Genomic DNA, 17,868 nt, shown 5'->3' with positions numbered 1-17,868 from the left:
CGAGGCTGTTCCGGCCTGTCGAGGCGCTCATCCATGAAAAACCCGCCTGTTGGGGCCAACAGGCGGGTTATTTCGTCAAGCATGGCGTTCGCTGTCTCGCGGGCCAGCTACGAGCCTCAATCGTCCTCGGCGTCGGCCGGATCGATATTGTCGAGGATGCGCTCGGCGATCAGGCCGGCATTCTGGCGAATCTGGCCCTCGATCTTGTCGGCGACATCCGGATTGTCCTTGAGGAACTGCTTGGCGTTCTCACGGCCCTGGCCGAGGCGCTGGCTCTCATAGCTGAACCAGGCGCCGGACTTCTCGACCACGCCGGCCTTGACGCCAAGGTCGATCAGTTCGCCCACCTTCGAGACGCCCTCGCCATACATGATGTCGAATTCGATCTGCTTGAAAGGCGGCGCCACCTTATTCTTGACCACCTTCACGCGGGTCTGGTTGCCGACCACCTCTTCCCTGTCCTTGATCGCGCCGATGCGGCGGATATCGAGGCGTACGGAGGCGTAGAACTTCAGGGCGTTGCCGCCCGTGGTGGTTTCCGGGCTGCCATACATCACGCCGATCTTCATGCGGATCTGGTTGATGAAGATCACCATCGAGTTGGAACGCCCGATCGAGGCCGTCAGCTTGCGCAGCGCCTGGCTCATCAGGCGGGCTTGCAGGCCGGGCTGCACATCGCCCATCTCGCCCTCGATTTCGGCCTTGGGCGTCAGCGCGGCCACGGAATCGATCACGATGACGTCGATCGCGCCCGAACGCACCAGCGTGTCGCAGATTTCGAGGGCCTGCTCGCCCGTATCGGGCTGCGAAATCAGCAATTCGTCGAGATTGACGCCGAGCTTGCGGGCATAGACCGGATCGAGCGCGTGCTCGGCATCGATGAAGGCGCAGACGCCGCCCTTCTTCTGGGCTTCGGCGACGCTGTGCAGCGCCAGCGTGGTCTTGCCCGAGGATTCCGGCCCATAGATCTCGATGACCCGGCCCTTGGGCAGGCCGCCGACACCGAGCGCGATATCGAGACCGAGAGAACCGGTGGAGATCGCCTCCACCTCCATCGTCTTGGTACCCTTGCCGAGCCGCATGATCGAGCCCTTGCCGAAAGAGCGTTCAATCTGTGATAGGGCGGCGTCGAGCGCCTTCGTCTTGTCCATGGAGCTTCCTTCGACCAAGCGCAGCTGCGTCTGACTCATATGCCCGTTTCCCTATCAAGCACGAACGGATTCGTCATCCGGACCGATCATTTTCCAACACCGGGCCTGCAATCTCATCGCAATTCAAAGCCCCGTGGCACTATGTACCCATTTTGTTCTCATTAACGCAAGTTCTATTTTTGTTCTCACGCTTCTTATTTAACGAAGGCTGACTGCCGGGGTCGAGGCCCCAGCCATCGATAAATCGTCATACCAATGAACCATTCAGCTTGCGCGCCAACGTCCTTCCCGTCCACACTCCCCCGCCGTCAGGATGGGTCGGCAACCCGCTCGGGACAGGCGGGACAGGAAACGGGACGATTGCAATGACGAATGGGCAGGAGAGCGTCGGCTTCATCGGAGTCGGCTATATGGGCCATGGCATGGCCAAGAACATCGTGGAGAAGGGCTATGCGCTGACGGTGATGGGGCATCGCAACCGCGCGCCTGTCGAGGATCTCGTAACCCGTGGAGCCAAGGAGGCCAAGACGCCGCGCGAAGTGGGCGCCGCTTCCAGCATCGTCTTCCTATGCGTCACCGGCTCGCGGCAGGTCGAGGCCCTCATACGCGGTCCCGACGGGCTGAAAGCCGGCCTGAAGCCGGGTTCCGTCGTCGTCGACTGCTCGACTTCCGATCCCAACTCCACCCTGGCGCTCGCCGCCGAACTCGCCGAGGCCGGCATCGATTACGCCGATGCCCCGCTGGGCCGCACGCCGAAGGAAGCCTGGGAAGGTACGCTCGATACCATGGTCGGCGCCAGCGACGCCCTGTTCGAACGCCTCAAGCCGGTGATCGCCACCTGGGCCGGACGCATCGTGCATATTGGCGGTACGGGCGATGGTCATCGCATGAAGCTGCTCAACAACTTCGTATCGCTCGGCTATGCCGCCCTCTATGCGGAGGCCCTGGCCTTGTCGCAAAAGGTCGGCATCACGCCCAAGCGCTTCGACAGCGTCATTCGCGGCGGCCGCATGGATTGCGGCTTCTACCAGACCTTTTCGCGCTGGGTCCTGGAGGGCGACGAGAATGCGCACAAATTCACCATCGCCAATGCCTTCAAGGATCTGCGCTATCTGGAAGCGATGGCGGACGCAGCCGGCCTGGTCAATCCGATCGGCAATGCGGTGAAGAACTCGTTCGGCGTGGCGATGGCCGCCGGCGGTGCCGAGCGCCATGTGCCGATGCTCACCGACTATATCGGCCGCCTGAACGGCACCGATCTCACCCCGGCCAACCGGAACTGACCGGAAGGCACAGGCAGCAACGCCGCGCTCAGGAGGAGCGCGGCGCGCTGTTTACACCTGTAGACCAGGTCAGAAGGTACGGCGCAGGCGCACGCCCGCACCGACGGCGTCGACCGTCTTGCTGTTCAGGCCCTCCGGGTCCTTGTTCTGGTACCAGACTTCGGCACCCGCGATGAAGCCCTTGACGACGGTGTAATTCACCTGGCCTCCAACGACATAATAGTTGAAATTGTCGGTGATTTTGGAGGCGATGCGCGGGGCGTCAAAGTGCAGATAGCCACCGAACAGAATGGCTTGCAGGCTCTTGGTCACGTTGAGACCGGCCTCGCCCTGCACGGCGAAGCCCTTGGCGCTGTCGAGATCATGGATCGTGCCGTTGGTTATGTAGGCGTCCACGCCGCCGAAGCCGAGGGTGGACGAGCCATTCGGCTGGGAACCGCCGACGCCGAGATATTTTACGGCGCCGTCCGCGTAGCTGGCTTCGGCCGCGATGTAGGCCCCCTCGAGAACCGGCAGGTTGAGGTTGCCGCCAACACCGATCGAATAGCCGTATTTCGTACTATAGCCCGCCGTAGCGCTGCGGTTCTGATGGAGGGCGCCCATCACCTGGAAACGGCCCCAGCCGTTCTTGTTGTCGTCATAGCCGACGACGCCGACGATATCAGGCATCTGGGCACCGCCGACACCACCAGCAACCGTGACGCCATTGACCACGACATTGTTCCCGTAGACCGAGGCATTGGCGCGATGGTCACGCCCGTCCTCGATCGACAGGGTGGCGTAGGCCTTGTCGAATTGCGCCGTATAGCTGATCAGGTTGCGCCGTCCCTGCTCGCCGAAATAGGGCGCGAAGAACTCGGCCTGATAATTGGGGTCGTAGAAGGCATAGGGCGACCAGGCATAACCAGCCGTCAGGCCGCCGAACTGCAGATAGGCCTGGCGTACCTGGAAGGTGTCATGCGTGGCTGCCCCCGCATTGGACTCGGCCTGGAGTTCGAAGAAGGAGCGCAGCATGCCCCAGTCGGTCTGAGTGCGCGCATCGAAGCGGATGCGGGCGTTGGTCCGAAACTGTGTCTGGCTGATGTTGCGCTTACCCGTTGCATTGCTGGGCGCCTGCGCAAACCAATAGTCGGCTCGGATCTGGCCGCTGATCTTCAGGCAGGTGTCGGTGCCCGGAATATAGAAAAAGCCCGGACCGAATGCCGTACAAACCTTCACATATTCGACAGCCTCGCCCTTGCTCATCGGCAGGTATGCAGCAGAGGCGGTCGAAACACCAAGAAATACGGCGCCAGCGCCGAGTAAAATTGCACGAATAAACATGGAAATACCTCGATCTCATAAGTCGGCCCCTTCAAAAGGGCCTCTCTCTTCGGCAAGCCGGCAAAGCAATATTGGGCATACCGAAGAGGCGCAGTCGTTGTGCACTGCGATATCGAAGCTTTCCTCCCAGGCGAGACATTACACAATGTTAAGGTGAGTCACCGTTCTGACACAAAGGGGCTTTGTCCATGACAGTTGCGAATTCGCAACAGCACGCGAAAAGTGCATGAAAAAGGCCCCTCCCTTTTCAGGAAGAGGCCTCGCCGAAAAAGCCGTCCGCGTGAACTCAGCCCAGGTTGAGTTCCTTGAAGAAATCGTTGCCCTTGTCGTCGATGACGATGAAGGCCGGGAAGTCCTCGACCTCGATGCGCCAGACTGCCTCCATGCCGAGTTCGGGATATTCCAGTACCTCGACCTTCTTGATGCAATCCTGTGCAAGGCGCGCGGCGGGGCCGCCGATCGAGCCGAGATAGAAGCCGCCATGCTTGGCGCAGGCTTCGCGGACCTGGGCCGAGCGGTTGCCCTTGGCCAGCATCACCATCGAGCCGCCGGCGGCCTGGAACTGGTCGACATAGCTGTCCATGCGCCCGGCCGTGGTGGGGCCGAAGGAGCCGGAGGCGTAGCCAGCCGGCGTCTTGGCCGGGCCGGCGTAATAGACCGGATGGTTCTTGATGTAGTCGGGCAGCCCGCCGCCCGCTTCCAGGCGTTCGCGCAGCTTGGCATGGGCGAGGTCGCGGGCCACGATGATCGGGCCGGTCAGCGAGACGCGCGTCTTCACCGGATGACGCGACAGTGTCTCCAGAATGTCGGACATCGGCTGGTTGAGATCGATCTTCACCACCGCGCCGCCGAGCTTGCTCTCGTCGATCTCGGGCAGGAAGCGCGCCGGATTGTGTTCCAGCTCCTCGAGGAAGACGCCGTCGCGGGTGATCTTGCCCATGGCCTGGCGGTCGGCGGAGCAGGAAACGCCGAGGCCGATCGGCAGGCTGGCGCCGTGGCGCGGCAGGCGGATGACACGCACATCGTGGCAGAAATACTTACCGCCGAACTGGGCGCCGACGCCGAGCGACTGGGTGAGCTTGTGCACTTCCTTCTCGAGTTCGAGGTCGCGGAAGGCATGGCCAAGTTCGGAACCTTCGGTGGGCAAGGTGTCGAGATAGCGCGCCGAAGCGAGCTTCACCGCCTTCAGCGTGAGTTCGGCGGAGGTGCCGCCGATCACCACCGCCAAGTGATAGGGCGGGCAGGCCGCCGTGCCGAGCGTGAGGATCTTCTCCTTCAGGAAGGCGATCAGGCGGTCCTTGGACAGGATGGAAGGCGTGGCCTGATAGAGGAAGGTCTTGTTGGCCGAGCCCCCGCCCTTGGCGACGAAGAGGAACTTGTAGGCCTCCTCCCCTTCCGCCGAAATATCGATCTGCGCCGGCAGATTGGTCTTGGTGTTCTTCTCCTCGAACATCGACAGCGGCGCCAGCTGCGAATAGCGCAGGTTCTTCTTCTCATAGGCATCGCGGATGCCCTGGGCGATGGCGCCTTCGTCCTCGCCCTCCGTCCAGACCTTGCGGCCCTTCTTGGCCATCACGATGGCGGTGCCGGTATCCTGGCACATGGGCAGCACGCCGCCGGCGGCGATATTGGCGTTCTTGAGCAGGTCATAGGCAACGAAGCGGTCATTGTCCGTCGCCTCGGGATCCTCGAGGATGTTGCGCAATTGCTGGAGATGGCCGGGGCGCAGGAGATGGTTGATGTCCATGAAGGCCTGCTCGGCCAGAAGCCGCAATGCCTCACCGTCGACCTGCAAGATCTCGCTGCCTCCGAGTTTCTCGACCCGCACGCCCTCGCTGGTCAGCTTGCGATAAGGCGTCTCGTCCGCTCCGAGGGGAAACAAGGGAACATGAGGATAGCGCGAATTGGAAGCGGAATCGGCGGGCATGGCAGCAAGGCTCCGACTTGATATTGAGTTCAGGGCAATTCCAAACTGCCCATGTCGTGGACCCTTTAGACCTTCTTGCGAACGCTGCCTATGATTTCCTGCTCGCCGGTATGGCGCTCGGCAATGTCCTGAACACACCATCATCCGTCGTATCGCCTCTAGTCTGTGCGCCGACTCGCTGTATTCTCATCCTCATTCGAGGTGCCGGTCCGCTCCCAAGGCGGCTCGGAGAATTGGGAAGCCGGTCTGAATCCGGCGCTGCCCCCGCAACGGTAGAGGAGAAGATCGCGGCACGTGCCACTGGGTCGGGAAGACCTGGGAAGGCGCCGCGATCGGGCCGAAAGGCCGCTCCTGAGCCCGGAAACCAGCCACGATGAAAACCGACGGACGCGGTGGGCGTTCCGGAAGGAGGTTGGATTGTGCCCGGCCACCGGCGCAGGTTCCAAGCCGCTTTCCCTCTCCCGCCGTCACGTCAATGCATTGGTTGTCACGCGGGATTTTGACATGACTGCGCATCAGGACATGCTGGGCCGCCTCCGGGCCCACCATCCGGGCACGACGCTCGAGGGCAAATTCTACACCGACCCGGAATTCTTCCGGCTGGACATGGAGAACATCTGGTATCGCGAATGGCTGTTCGCCGGCCATGACTGCGAGCTCGGCAAGTCGGGTAGCTATTTCACCCTCCAGGTCGGCGACTATCCGGTGATCGTGCTGCGTTCCGCCGACGGCGCCATCCGTGCCTTTCACAATTCCTGCCGACACCGAGGATCGCGGCTGTGCGCGGCGACAAGCGGCAGTGTCGCCAAGCTGGTCTGCCCCTATCATCAGTGGACCTATGAACTCGACGGCCGCCTGCTGTTCGCCCGCGACATGGGCCCCGGCTTCGACGCGACGCAATATGGGCTGAAGCCTGTGCATTGCGAGAGCGTGGCCGGCTCCATCTGGATCTGCCTCGCCAGGGAGGCGCCTGATTTCGAGACTTTCCGCGCCGGCGCCATGCCCTATCTGGCGCCGCATGGGCTGAAGAACGCCAAGGTCGCCTTCGAAAGCACCATCGTCGAGAAGGGCAATTGGAAGCTGGTCTGGGAGAACAACCGCGAGTGCTACCACTGCGCGGGCAACCATCCCGAGCTTTGCCGCACCTTCCCCGAAGCGCCGACGGTGACAGGGGTGCAGGGCGCCGACAAGGATCCGCTGATCGGCCAGCATTGGCGGCGCTGCGAGGAAGCCGGCCTGCCCAGCACTTTCAGCATTTCCGGCGACGGCCAGTTCCGCATGGCGCGCATGCCGCTTTTACGCAATGCCGTCAGCTACACGATGTCCGGCAAGCCGGCCGTGCAGCGTCCCCTCGGCCCGACGATCGAGGAAGGCAATATCGGCGCCCTGCTGCTCTTCCACTATCCCACCACCTGGAACCACGTGCTGGGCGACCACGCCGTGAGCTTCCGCGTGCTTCCGATCGGGCCGAAGGAAACCCAGGTCACCACCAAATGGCTGGTGCACAAGGATGCTGTCGAGGGCGTCGATTACGATCTCGATGAACTCACCCATGTCTGGCGGATGACCAACGACCAGGATCGCCAGATCGTCGAGGAAAACCAGCTCGGCGTGTCATCGCCCGTCTACACGCCCGGCCCCTACGCCCCCGAGCACGAAGGCGGCGTGATGCAGTTCGTCGAGTGGTATCGCAACGCAATGGAAGCAGCGCTCGGCGGCGACGGCGTGCGCCTGCGCAGCGTGGCCTAAGGCCCTTTCACCCTCCCCTGGAGGGGGAGGGTCGGACGAAGTCCGGGGTGGGGTGAGAAACACAGCAGCCGGTGAAAATCACCCCGCCCCGACGCTTCGCGTCGACCCTCCCCCTCCAGGGGAGGGTGTTAGCAAAACCGATATATACAAAGGTAGACACCATGCCGACGCCCTCCGCAGCCCTGGCGAAATTCAGGCATATCGACGAAACACCGCCCTGGAACGACCAGAACCAGGCGCTCGAATGCGTATCGATCGTCCATGAGGGCCGCGACGTCGCGACCTTCACCTTCCGCGCCGCCGAACAAGGCTGGTTCCGCTATGAGCCCGGCCAGTTCATCACGCTGGAGATTCCGGCCGAGAGGGGACCGGTGCTGCGCACCTATACGCTGTCCTCCAGCCCGTCGCGCCCGCTCTCGATCAGCATAACCGCCAAGGCACAGGCCTCGAGCATCGGCACACGCTGGATGCTGGACAATCTCAAGCCCGGCACACGGCTGAAAGCTTATGGGCCTCTCGGGCAGTTCAGTTTCCATCGTCACCCGGCGGAGAAATACCTCTTCATCTCGGCGGGATCGGGCATCACGCCGATGATGTCGATGACCCGTTTTGCCGAAGACCACGGCGCCGCCACCGACATTGCTTTCGTCAATTGCGCACGCCGGCCGAACGAGATCATCTTCCGGCAGGAACTCGAGCGTATGGCAGGGCGCATGCCGCGCCTCCGCCTCGCCTGGATCGTGGAAGAAACCGAGATCAATGAGGTCTGGACCGGCTTCCGGGGCAGGCTCAACGCCCCTGCCCTGCGCCTGATCGCACCGGACTTCCGGGAGCGCGAGGTGTTCTGCTGTGGCCCCGCCCCCTTCATGGCAGCGGTGAAGGAGATGCTCGAAGCCAATGGCTACGACATGCGCCGCTATCACGAGGAGAGTTTCCAGCCGGCCGAAACGCCGGTGGAGGAAACCGGCACGGGCGAGGTGCTCGCCGGCGAAGCCAGCGTGGCGTTCACCAAATCCGGCATCGAGGTGCCGGCTTCCAGCCGCGATACCATTCTCCGGCTCGCCCGTAGCGCCGGCCTCAACATTCCGACCGGCTGCACCATGGGCCTGTGCGGAACATGCAAGGTGCAATGCCTGTCCGGAGAGACGGCGATGACCCATCAGGGCGGCATTCGCGAGGAGGAAATAGCCGCCGGTCTGGTGCTGGCCTGCTGCACAAGGCCGCTCGGCCGTATCGAGATCGAGGCCTGAGATGACCGTCGCCACTGAGACTCACGCCGATATCGACGCGGCCATCGTGAATTCCATCCTGGAAGCCACACGGGATGACGGCCCTGCTTTGCCGGAAGAGCGGGCCCGTACCCTTCTGCTGGCCTGGATCCTCAGCCGCGAAGACGGCGTGGACCTCGCCAGGGAAGCGGCCGATCTGAAAGTCCTGCTGCTCGAGGCCTCGAGCGCGGACAACCTGCTGCTGCCGCATCTCAGCAGCCTGCTCGACGAGGTGCGGGACCATGCCGGCCAGCGACGCGGCCGGCGGCGTTTGCGGGCGGATGCCTGAAGAGGCGGATATCGCGACATGCAAGCATGTCGCTGACGTCCGCCTCTTCTCTACCCTTCTCACCCGCCTCCCAGCAATCCCGGACAGAAAACCGACGCTTTCGGGATAGTTCGCCTTGACCTCTCCCGCCTCATTGCTATCATATAAGGATATCTTGATATCGTAATTCCGTTATAGGAGCTCGTGATGAGCGCTCCGGTCGAAGCCCTGTTCGCCGCGCCTGCCCAAAACGATCGGGGCGCGGAGATCCTTGCCGCCCTTACTGCCGCTGCACGGGAGCGCATCCTGATCCTCGACGGCGCGATGGGCACGCAGATCCAGGGCCTCGGCTTCGAGGAGGATCATTTCCGGGGCGAGCGCTTCGTCGGCTGCGAGTGTCACCTGAAGGGCAACAACGACCTCCTCACCCTCACCCAACCGGCGGCGATCGAGGCGATCCACTACGCCTATGCCATGGCCGGGGCAGACATATTGGAGACGAACACCTTCTCCTCCACCTCGATCGCGCAGGCTGATTACGGCATGCAGGAGGCCGTCTACGACCTCAACCGCGATGGCGCGCGCCTCGCCCGCCGTGCCGCCACCAAGGCGGAGCAGCAGGACGGGCGCCGGCGTTTCGTGGCCGGCGCGCTCGGCCCGACCAATCGAACCGCCTCGATCTCGCCCGATGTCAACAACCCCGGGTATCGCGCCATTACGTTCGACGACCTGCGCATCGCCTATGCCGAGCAGATCCGCGGCCTCATCGATGGCGGCGCCGACATCATCCTGATCGAGACCATTTTCGACACGCTCAACGCCAAGGCGGCCATCTTCGCCTGCGAAGAGGTGTTCGGCGAGAAGCGGCTGCGCCTGCCGGTGATGATCTCCGGCACCATTACCGATCTTTCCGGCCGCACCCTCAGCGGCCAGACGCCGACCGCCTTCTGGCATTCGGTGCGGCACGCCCGCCCCTTCACCATCGGCCTCAACTGCGCGCTCGGCGCCAATGCCATGCGGTCGCATCTCGACGAGATCTCCACCGTCGCCGATACTTTCGTCTGCGCCTATCCCAATGCCGGCCTGCCCAACGAGTTCGGCCAATATGACGAAAGCCCCGAGGCGATGGCGGCGCAGATCGAGGGTTTTGCCCGCGACGGCCTGGTCAATATCGTCGGCGGCTGCTGCGGCTCGACGCCCGAGCACATCCGCGCCATCGCCCAAGCCGTTGCCCGCCACAAGCCGCGTGCCATCCCTGAAGCTGAGCCCAGGATGAAGCTGTCGGGCCTGGAGCCCTTCACGCTCGATGCCACCATTCCTTTCGTGAATGTGGGCGAGCGCACCAACGTCACCGGTTCGGCCAAGTTCCGCAAGCTCATCACGGCGGGGGACTATGCGACCGCCCTCGACATTGCCCGCGACCAGGTCGCCAACGGTGCCCAGGTCATCGACATCAACATGGACGAGGGCCTGATCGATTCCGAAAAGGCCATGGTCGAGTTCCTCAACCTGATCGCGGCCGAACCGGATATTGCCCGCGTGCCGGTGATGATCGACTCCTCGAAATTCTCGATCATCGAGGCCGGCCTGAAATGCGTCCAGGGTAAGCCCTTGGTCAATTCGATCTCGATGAAGGAAGGCGAGGAAGCCTTCCTTCATCACGCCCGCCTGGTGCGCGCCTATGGCGCCGCCGTGGTGGTGATGGCCTTTGATGAGCAGGGGCAGGCCGACACTCTGGAACGAAAAGTCCAAATCTGCGCCAGGGCTTACAAGCTCCTGACCGAGGAGGCGGGTTTCCCGCCAGAGGACATCGTCTTCGACCCCAACATTTTCGCCGTCGCCACCGGCATCGAGGAGCACAACGGCTACGGCCTCGCCTTCATCGAGGCGACGCGGCAGATCAGAAGCACCCTGCCCCACGTCCACATTTCGGGCGGCGTCTCCAATCTCTCCTTCTCCTTCCGCGGCAACGAGCCGGTGCGCGAAGCCATGCATGCCGTGTTCCTCTACCACGCCATCCAGGCCGGCATGGACATGGGGATCGTCAATGCCGGCCAGCTCGCCGTCTATGAATCCATCGATCCGGAGTTGCGCCAGGCCTGCGAGGACGTGGTGCTCAATCGCCGCGACGACGCGACGGAGCGGCTGCTGGCCTTGGCGGAGCGTTTCCGTGGCGCAGGGGCCAAAGAGGCCAAGGTGCAGGACCTGGCCTGGCGGAGTTGGCCGGTGGAAAAGCGCCTGGAGCATGCTCTGGTCAACGGCATCACCGACTACATCAACGAGGATACCGAGGAAGCGCGGCTGGCGGCCGAGCGCCCCCTCCATGTCATCGAGGGCCCGCTGATGGCCGGCATGAACGTGGTGGGCGACCTGTTCGGGTCCGGCAAGATGTTCCTGCCGCAGGTGGTCAAGTCGGCCCGCGTGATGAAGCAGGCCGTGGCCGTGCTGCTGCCCCATATGGAAGCGGAGAAGGCCGCCAACGGCGGACAAGCCCGCCAGAGCGCCGGCAAGGTGCTGATGGCGACCGTGAAGGGCGACGTGCACGACATCGGCAAGAACATCGTCGGCGTCGTGCTCGCCTGCAACAATTACGAGATCATCGATCTCGGCGTGATGGTCCCCTCGGCCAAGATCCTCGAAGTGGCCCGCCGGGAAAAGGTCGACATCATCGGCCTCTCTGGCCTGATCACCCCCTCGCTCGACGAGATGGTGCATGTCGCCTCCGAGATGGAGCGCGAAGGTTTCGACATTCCGCTGCTAATCGGAGGCGCCACCACCAGCCGCGTCCACACCGCCGTGAAGGTGCATCCGCGCTATGATCGCGGCCAGGCTGTCTATGTGACGGATGCGAGCCGAGCGGTGGGCGTGGTTTCCAGCCTGCTCTCCCCGACGATCAAGCCTGGCTATGTCGAGACCATCCAGGCCGAATATACCAAGGTCGCCGCGGCCCATGCCCGCAGCGAGGCCGACAAGCTGCGCCTGTCCCTCGCCAAGGCCCGGGCCAACGCCCACAAGGTGGACTGGACCGGCTTTGTCGCGCCCAGGCCGAGCTTCCTCGGAACCAGAATCTTCGAGAACTACGACCTCGCCGAGTTGGCGCGCTACATCGACTGGACGCCCTTCTTCCAGACCTGGGAGCTCAAGGGCCGCTATCCTGCCATCCTTTCCGACGAGAAGCAGGGCGCGGCCGCGCGCCAGCTCTTCGACGACGCCCAGGCGATGCTCGCCCGCATCATCGAAGAGAAGTGGTTCCGCCCCAAGGCCGTGATCGGTTTCTGGCCGGCCAGTGCCATCGGCGATGATATACATCTGTATACCGACGAGAGCCGCAGCCGGAAGCTTGCCAGCCTGCACACTCTGCGCCAACAGCTCACCAAGCGCGATGGCCGCGCCAATGTCGCCCTTTCCGACTTTGTCGCCCCTGAGATCAGCGGGCACGGCGATTATCTCGGCGGCTTCGTGGTTACCGCCGGCATGGAAGAGGACGAGATCGCCAGGCGCTTCGAGCGCGCGAATGACGACTATGGCTCGATCATGGTCAAGGCCCTCGCCGACCGGTTTGCCGAAGCCTTCGCCGAGCGCATGCATGAACGCGTGCGCAAGGAATTCTGGGGCTATGCGGCCGACGAGAACCTGACGCCCGAGGAACTGATCGGCGAGCCTTATCGCGGCATCCGCCCGGCCCCCGGCTATCCCGCCCAGCCCGACCACACCGAGAAGGGCACGCTCTTCCGCCTGCTCGACGCCGAGGCTCGCATCGGCGTGCGCCTGACCGAAAGCTATGCGATGTGGCCGGGCGCCTCGGTATCCGGGCTCTATTTCGCCCATCCCGAGGCCTATTATTTCGGGGTGTCGAAGATCGAGCAGGATCAGGTCGAGGATTATGCCGCCCGCAAGGGCATGACGGTGGAAGAGGTGGAGCGCTGGCTATCGCCCGTGCTCAACTACGTGCCGGGCGTGGCGGAGGCGGCGGAGTAAATTCCTGGGACCGCAGGCTTCCAGCCGGCGGTCCAGGATTGCCATTGATTTCGGCGCGCGCCAGGATTACCTCTTCTCCCGTGGTGATTTGGCCGGCCGGCTTGCAGCCACGTTAAACAACTCGCTAAAGGGCCGCTGGATGCACTCCATCCGTGGACCTGTCGCATTGCTTTCCGGCTGGCCCAACGTCGATCGAGTGCACAATGCCTATCAAGATTCCGGATACCCTCCCCGCCTTTTCCACCCTGGTCAGCGAAGGGGTGCGGGTGATGACGGAAACGGCCGCCATCCGGCAGGACATCCGCCCGCTGCAGATCGGCCTGCTCAACCTGATGCCCAACAAGATCCGCACCGAACTGCAGATGGCGCGCCTGGTCGGCGCCACGCCGCTGCAGGTCGAACTCTCCCTGGTGCGCGTCGGAGGCCATCGCGCCAAGAACACCCCCGAAGATCATCTGCTCGCCTTCTACGAAACCTGGGAAGAAGTCCGCGACCGCAAGTTCGACGGCTTCATCATCACCGGCGCGCCGGTGGAGACGCTGCCCTTCGAGGAAGTGACCTATTGGAAGGAACTCGAGCAGATTCTCGACTGGACCACGACCAATGTGCATTCCACGCTGAACGTGTGCTGGGGCGCGATGGCCGCCATCTGGCATTTCCACCGCATTCCCAAATATGACCTGTCCGAAAAGGCCTTCGGCGTCTACCAGCACCATAACCGCAAGCCCTCCTCCATCTATCTCAACGGCTTTTCCGACGACTTCCACATCCCTGTCTCGCGCTGGACGGAGGTGCGCAGCGAGGATGTCCGTGAGAAGGCCGAACTGGAGATCCTGATGGATTCGGACGAAACCGGCGTGTGCCTCATTCACGAACGGCAAGGCAACCGGCTCTATCTCTTCAACCACGTCGAATATGAATCGACCTCGCTGGCCGACGAATATTTCCGGGACGTCGAGGCCGGCGTGCCGATCAAACTGCCGAAGAACTACTTCCCCTATGACGACCCGTCCTTCCCGCCGCGCAATTTCTGGCGCAGCCATGCCCATCTCCTGTTCGGCAACTGGATCAACGAGATCTACCAGACGACACCCTATGATCTGAGCGAGGTCGGGAGGGGGCGCTGAGATTCTCTCGGGTGCACGGGCGCCTAGGCGCGGATTGGAGGGTCGATCTCCAGATCGACCATCTTCATTTCCCGCGCGTACGGCGCTTCCAAGATGGCCGATCTGGAGATCGGCCCACCGCGTCTCACGCGCCCCCACCCCCTCAATCCTTGGCGCGATCGATCCGCATCAGCAGTTGCTCGGTCTTGGCATCTTCGATGCGGTTGTGCAGGCGGCCAGCCTCCTGCTGGTCGCGCAGCGTCTTGGTCAGCGTCACGCAGGTCTGGATCAGCATCACCGTGCCCATGGCCAGATAGGCCTTGATCCAGATATCGACGGGGATGAACAGAATGCCGAGACCGACCATGCCGGCGGCTCCGGCAAAGGCGGCATAGGTGAAGGTGACCCAGGCATTGGAGTGCTTGATCAGGTTCGACTGTTCCATGGGATCGTCTCGATTCTTCGACAGTTGAAGGGATGGTGACTCAAGCGGCCTGTGCCGCCCGTGTTTTCAGCCGCGCCAATACGTCCTGGGCCGTCGTCCGCGTCGGAGGACCAAACCCAGCCGCTTCGAGCCTTTCGGTTGCCGCCGCCGAGCGCGCCTCGGCGTCGAGCACCTCGAGCTCGAGATCCACATCGTCCTGATGAGTCTGGCGCTCCCTGAGCCGGGCCAGCGTCTTTTCGGCATCGGCCAGGGCCGTGCCGGGCGCAGCAGCGGCGTAACCGGATTTGAGCTTGTTCACGATCTCTGCCGCTGCGGTGATACGCCGGCCCCGCTCGATTTCGAGAAAGCGGCGCTCGGCCGCCGCCAGCTTGGTGCGCAGTCGTGCCGCCTCCTCGGCGAATGTCGCCTGGGCGGCGGCAATGGCTGCCGTGTCGTTTTCCAGATTGGCGATCTCGACGGCCGCTTCACCCGCCAGGTCATCACGCCCGCCGCGCAGCGCCTCGATGGCGCGTTCGTCGAGATCCGCGATGCGCCGGCGCACATCGCCGAGCCGTCGGGCCTCGGCCCTGTCCTGGGCGATGGCTACCGCCAGGGCGCGCCGTCCCTGTTCGAGGCCGGCGCGGGCATCCCGGATCTGCTGATCCAGGATTCTCACGGCATTGCGGCCGGCGAGATTGTCTTGCGCTTCCGCTGCCGCCCCGCGGAACAAGGTCACGATGGTCTTGAACATCACGCTCTCCGTGCTATGAACAACGTTCACGATATGACGTTAACTAAAACATGAACATCGTTCAAGAGATATTTTGAACAATGTTCACGAAAGGAGTTGCCGCGGATGGCCAAGGCAAAGGCACGGCGGGAAGAGCTGCGCGAAAAGCTGATCGAGGCGGCCGAGAAAACCATCGTCGCGCAAGGCCATGCGGCCTTGAAAGCACGCGCCCTAGCCGAAGAGGTGGGCTGCGCGCTCGGCGCCATCTACACGGTCTTTCCCGATCTCGCCGCCCTCATCCTGGCTGTGAATGCCCGCAGCTTCGCTCTGCTCGGCACCATTCTGAGCCGGGAGGCCGAAGCTGCCGCCGCCGCAGGGGGCGGCCCCCGCGCCATCGCCAATCGCACCTTGATCGCCCTGGCAAATGGCTATCTCGATTTTGCAGCCAACCATGGCGGGCGTTGGCATGCTTTGTTCGACTTCCGCCTGCCGGATGGCCAGGAGCTGCCGGCGGAGCATCTGCGCCAGCAGGAGGCCTTGTTCCAACACCTGGAAACGCCGCTTGCCGCGCTCCAGCCGGCTCTGCCTCCCTCCGAAAGAGCCCTTCTCGCCCGATCCCTGTTCTCGGCCGCCCACGGCATGGTGCTGCTCGGGCTCGAGGGCAAGCTCGTGCAGCTCCCGCTTCCCTATCTGCGCGAACAGATCGCCCTGGTGGTCAGCGCCATGGGCCGAGGCCTCGAAAGTGCGTGAGAAATCACCGGTTCAACGCAGGCCCAGCCGCCTGGCAACAGGCTTGCGGCGGTCGATGACCGTGTGCCGGTAGAGGGATGGGTCCAGCCGTAGTTCCGGTGAAATCGGCCATTTCATGCCGGCTAAATCGAGCATAGTCTGGGCGTTGCTGCCCATTTTCGACATGCCCGTGCCCCCTTCGCCGAAACGCGCCACCGCATTGCAGCCGAGCCGGACGATCTGGCCGTTATTCGGGCCGTTGATGCCTCGTGTGCATGGCCATGCGCAGATCACGTCTTCGAAAGTCAGACCGCATCCCGGCGTCAATATGCTGAGGATGCTCGCCAGTGCATTGATGGCATAGCTCCGGCTGTAGACCGGCAACCCGATCATTCCGCCGCAGGTCAGTTTCATCACAAGATGACTGGAGGTTCGCCCAATCTCGACGAAATGGGTCTGCTTCATCCCGGTAAATGGCAGATTTTGCACTTTGTCGGGATCGGTAATCCGGAACAGGAGTTGCGCGGAAAGCCCGGCCGCGATCGTTTGATGGGGAACGGGCAGGCCGAGGCCAAGGCGCTCCGCCAGAGCCGACAGCCTGTGCCCGGTCGCTTCATAATGAAATGTAGCGGTAGGGCCCAGCGAAAGGCACAGATGGTCCAAGGCCAGATGCGAGAGCATCCCTGTGTTCATGTCCTCCAGGGTGACCGCAGCCGCCCGTGCCGCGCCGTTCCCGTCCTCCTCGAAATAAACCCGGGTCAGACGCTGGCGATGCCGGCACTCGATGCCGTTCCGCTCCATCGCGTCCATGCAGAGGCGATCGAAACCATGGCGAACGCAACCATTGTCCAGGAAGAGATCGCCCGACACCACGCGATTTAGAATGGCGGGACCATAGAAGGCTTCCAGGCTGGCCGCATCGAGCTTATGGATCGCCAGACCGACATCCTGCACAAGCTCGCGGTTGTCGACCAGCGAAGCCTCATGGTTCTTGCGCGAGAGATAGAGGAAGACAGCACGAGGACTGTCCTGGTCGAGACGCAGTCGTACCGCCATCCGTCGCTCGATCTCAGTGAGGATCTGCGTCGAAACCTTGCTGGCTAGGCGGCTCTTCAGGTGATCCGTCGGCCGTCCCAGGAATTTGCGAACGCGCTGCACCAGGCCGTGCCATTCGTTGTGAAGATAGACAGGCACATCCTGTAACCGAACCCCGCGGGGCCAAAGGTCGACCTTCTTGTAGTCGATGCCGAGGGCGACCGAAGCATCCGCCTCACCGAAGATGGCGCGCCTGAGGGCGGTACCCAGAATGCCGAGCCCGGTGTTGTCGAGCTCAGCATTGAGCGCATTGGCATGATTGACATGCTCGTAACTCGCTGAACCGCTTTCATTGGACTGCTCGGCGCCATCCAGCACAAACACCACATCCGAGGCATCGGCGGCGGTTTTTTGCAAGCCGCTCAGAAGGGCGCCGATCTTGGCAGCAGGACCTCCGGCAAATAGCGCTCTCGGCCTGCAGGCACCAGCCTCCCGTGCCTTGCGGTGCCCTTCGGCAAGCAACCGCACCTCTTCACAGGCTGTATCGAGCCGTGCGACGAAAACCTTGTTCTCTCCTCTCACCCGAACGTCCTTGCGGGCAAAAGCGGGCTGATAGGGACTTTCGGAGATCAAGAAGGGGTTGGCCGCCACCATGGCTTCATAGGCCTGGCGTACAGGGCCGGACGGATTGACCCACGTCGCCTTGCCCGCGAAATAGTCTCCCTCCAATAGATAGTCCAGAAACAGACCACCCGAGGGATTGGTTTGGGTCATCGCCTTTCGCAGTTCGTCCAGTGAGAGAAACGCCCTTGTCGGGGCTGCGTTGAAATAGCTGGACAAGGCCTCACAGCCGGCTTGAGGACCTTCGGGACAAGGAAGACAAGTCTCGGAATGCAT

13 protein-coding genes and 2 riboswitches are annotated in these 17,868 nt (G+C 62.9%); of the genes, 7 read left to right on the top strand and 6 right to left on the bottom strand.

What is annotated here, in order from left to right; translation table 11 throughout:
- Positions 1 to 116 precede the first annotated feature (116 nt).
- On the bottom strand, positions 117 to 1,190 hold the full coding sequence (gene recA / locus C5L14_RS14005) for a recombinase RecA (RefSeq protein ID WP_105862684.1): 1,074 nt from the start codon (positions 1,188 to 1,190) through the stop codon (positions 117 to 119).
- A gap of 326 nt (positions 1,191 to 1,516) precedes the next feature.
- On the opposite strand from recA, the gene C5L14_RS14000 reads away from it, so the two are divergent.
- Complete coding sequence (locus C5L14_RS14000; protein WP_105862683.1) at positions 1,517 to 2,434, top strand: NAD(P)-dependent oxidoreductase; 918 nt, start codon at positions 1,517 to 1,519, stop codon at positions 2,432 to 2,434.
- Positions 2,435 to 2,503: 69 nt separating this feature from the next.
- Here the strand turns inward: C5L14_RS14000 and C5L14_RS13995 are convergent, their stop codons facing one another.
- Complete coding sequence (locus tag C5L14_RS13995; RefSeq protein ID WP_181161171.1) at positions 2,504 to 3,679, bottom strand: porin; 1,176 nt, start codon at positions 3,677 to 3,679, stop codon at positions 2,504 to 2,506.
- A 364-nt stretch (positions 3,680 to 4,043) separates the two neighbouring features.
- The gene (locus C5L14_RS13990) at positions 4,044 to 5,684 is read right to left on the bottom strand and encodes a fumarate hydratase (protein ID WP_105862681.1); all 1,641 of its coding nucleotides are present in this window, start codon (positions 5,682 to 5,684) and stop codon (positions 4,044 to 4,046) included.
- 182 nt (positions 5,685 to 5,866) lie between these two features.
- Positions 5,867 to 6,071, top strand: a riboswitch (cobalamin riboswitch).
- A gap of 117 nt (positions 6,072 to 6,188) precedes the next feature.
- Between C5L14_RS13990 and C5L14_RS13985 the strand changes: the two genes are divergently transcribed.
- From C5L14_RS13985 to metA, 5 genes are all read left to right on the top strand, one after another.
- Positions 6,189 to 7,433, top strand: a complete 1,245-nt coding sequence (locus tag C5L14_RS13985) for an aromatic ring-hydroxylating oxygenase subunit alpha (RefSeq protein WP_105862680.1) — start codon at positions 6,189 to 6,191, stop codon at positions 7,431 to 7,433.
- Between the two features lie 161 nt (positions 7,434 to 7,594).
- Complete coding sequence (locus C5L14_RS13980) at positions 7,595 to 8,683, top strand: hybrid-cluster NAD(P)-dependent oxidoreductase (protein WP_105862679.1); 1,089 nt, start codon at positions 7,595 to 7,597, stop codon at positions 8,681 to 8,683.
- Between the two features lies 1 nt (position 8,684).
- Positions 8,685 to 8,990, top strand: a complete 306-nt coding sequence (locus C5L14_RS13975; RefSeq protein WP_105862678.1) for a hypothetical protein — start codon at positions 8,685 to 8,687, stop codon at positions 8,988 to 8,990.
- A gap of 186 nt (positions 8,991 to 9,176) precedes the next feature.
- A complete protein-coding gene (gene metH, locus C5L14_RS13970; protein WP_105862677.1) occupies positions 9,177 to 12,947 on the top strand; it encodes a methionine synthase in 3,771 nt (1,256 codons plus the stop codon).
- A 70-nt stretch (positions 12,948 to 13,017) separates the two neighbouring features.
- Positions 13,018 to 13,095: riboswitch (SAM riboswitch) on the top strand.
- Between the two features lie 55 nt (positions 13,096 to 13,150).
- The gene (metA, locus tag C5L14_RS13965; protein WP_105862676.1) at positions 13,151 to 14,074 is read left to right on the top strand and encodes a homoserine O-acetyltransferase MetA; all 924 of its coding nucleotides are present in this window, start codon (positions 13,151 to 13,153) and stop codon (positions 14,072 to 14,074) included.
- 142 nt (positions 14,075 to 14,216) lie between these two features.
- Here the strand turns inward: metA and C5L14_RS13960 are convergent, their stop codons facing one another.
- Entirely contained in the window at positions 14,217 to 14,498 is a 282-nt protein-coding gene (locus C5L14_RS13960) for a YiaA/YiaB family inner membrane protein (protein WP_105862675.1), read from the bottom strand.
- A 40-nt stretch (positions 14,499 to 14,538) separates the two neighbouring features.
- A complete protein-coding gene (locus tag C5L14_RS13955) occupies positions 14,539 to 15,228 on the bottom strand; it encodes a PspA/IM30 family protein (RefSeq protein WP_105862674.1) in 690 nt (229 codons plus the stop codon).
- Between the two features lie 105 nt (positions 15,229 to 15,333).
- On the opposite strand from C5L14_RS13955, the gene C5L14_RS13950 reads away from it, so the two are divergent.
- Positions 15,334 to 15,957: a TetR/AcrR family transcriptional regulator gene (locus C5L14_RS13950; protein WP_105862673.1), complete on the top strand. Its 624-nt coding sequence runs from the start codon at positions 15,334 to 15,336 to the stop codon at positions 15,955 to 15,957.
- A 12-nt stretch (positions 15,958 to 15,969) separates the two neighbouring features.
- Here the strand turns inward: C5L14_RS13950 and C5L14_RS13945 are convergent, their stop codons facing one another.
- Positions 15,970 to 17,811, bottom strand: coding sequence for a hypothetical protein (locus tag C5L14_RS13945; RefSeq protein WP_146126909.1), 1,842 nt, complete (start codon positions 17,809 to 17,811; stop codon positions 15,970 to 15,972).
- Between the last annotated feature and the right edge of the window lie 57 nt (positions 17,812 to 17,868).

This window comes from Labrys okinawensis, assembly GCF_002982075.1.
Taxonomy (GTDB): Bacteria; Pseudomonadota; Alphaproteobacteria; order Rhizobiales; family Labraceae; genus Labrys; species Labrys okinawensis_A.
Note: the sequence above shows the minus strand (reverse complement) of the source record. Positions and strands in the feature narration are given on the sequence as shown.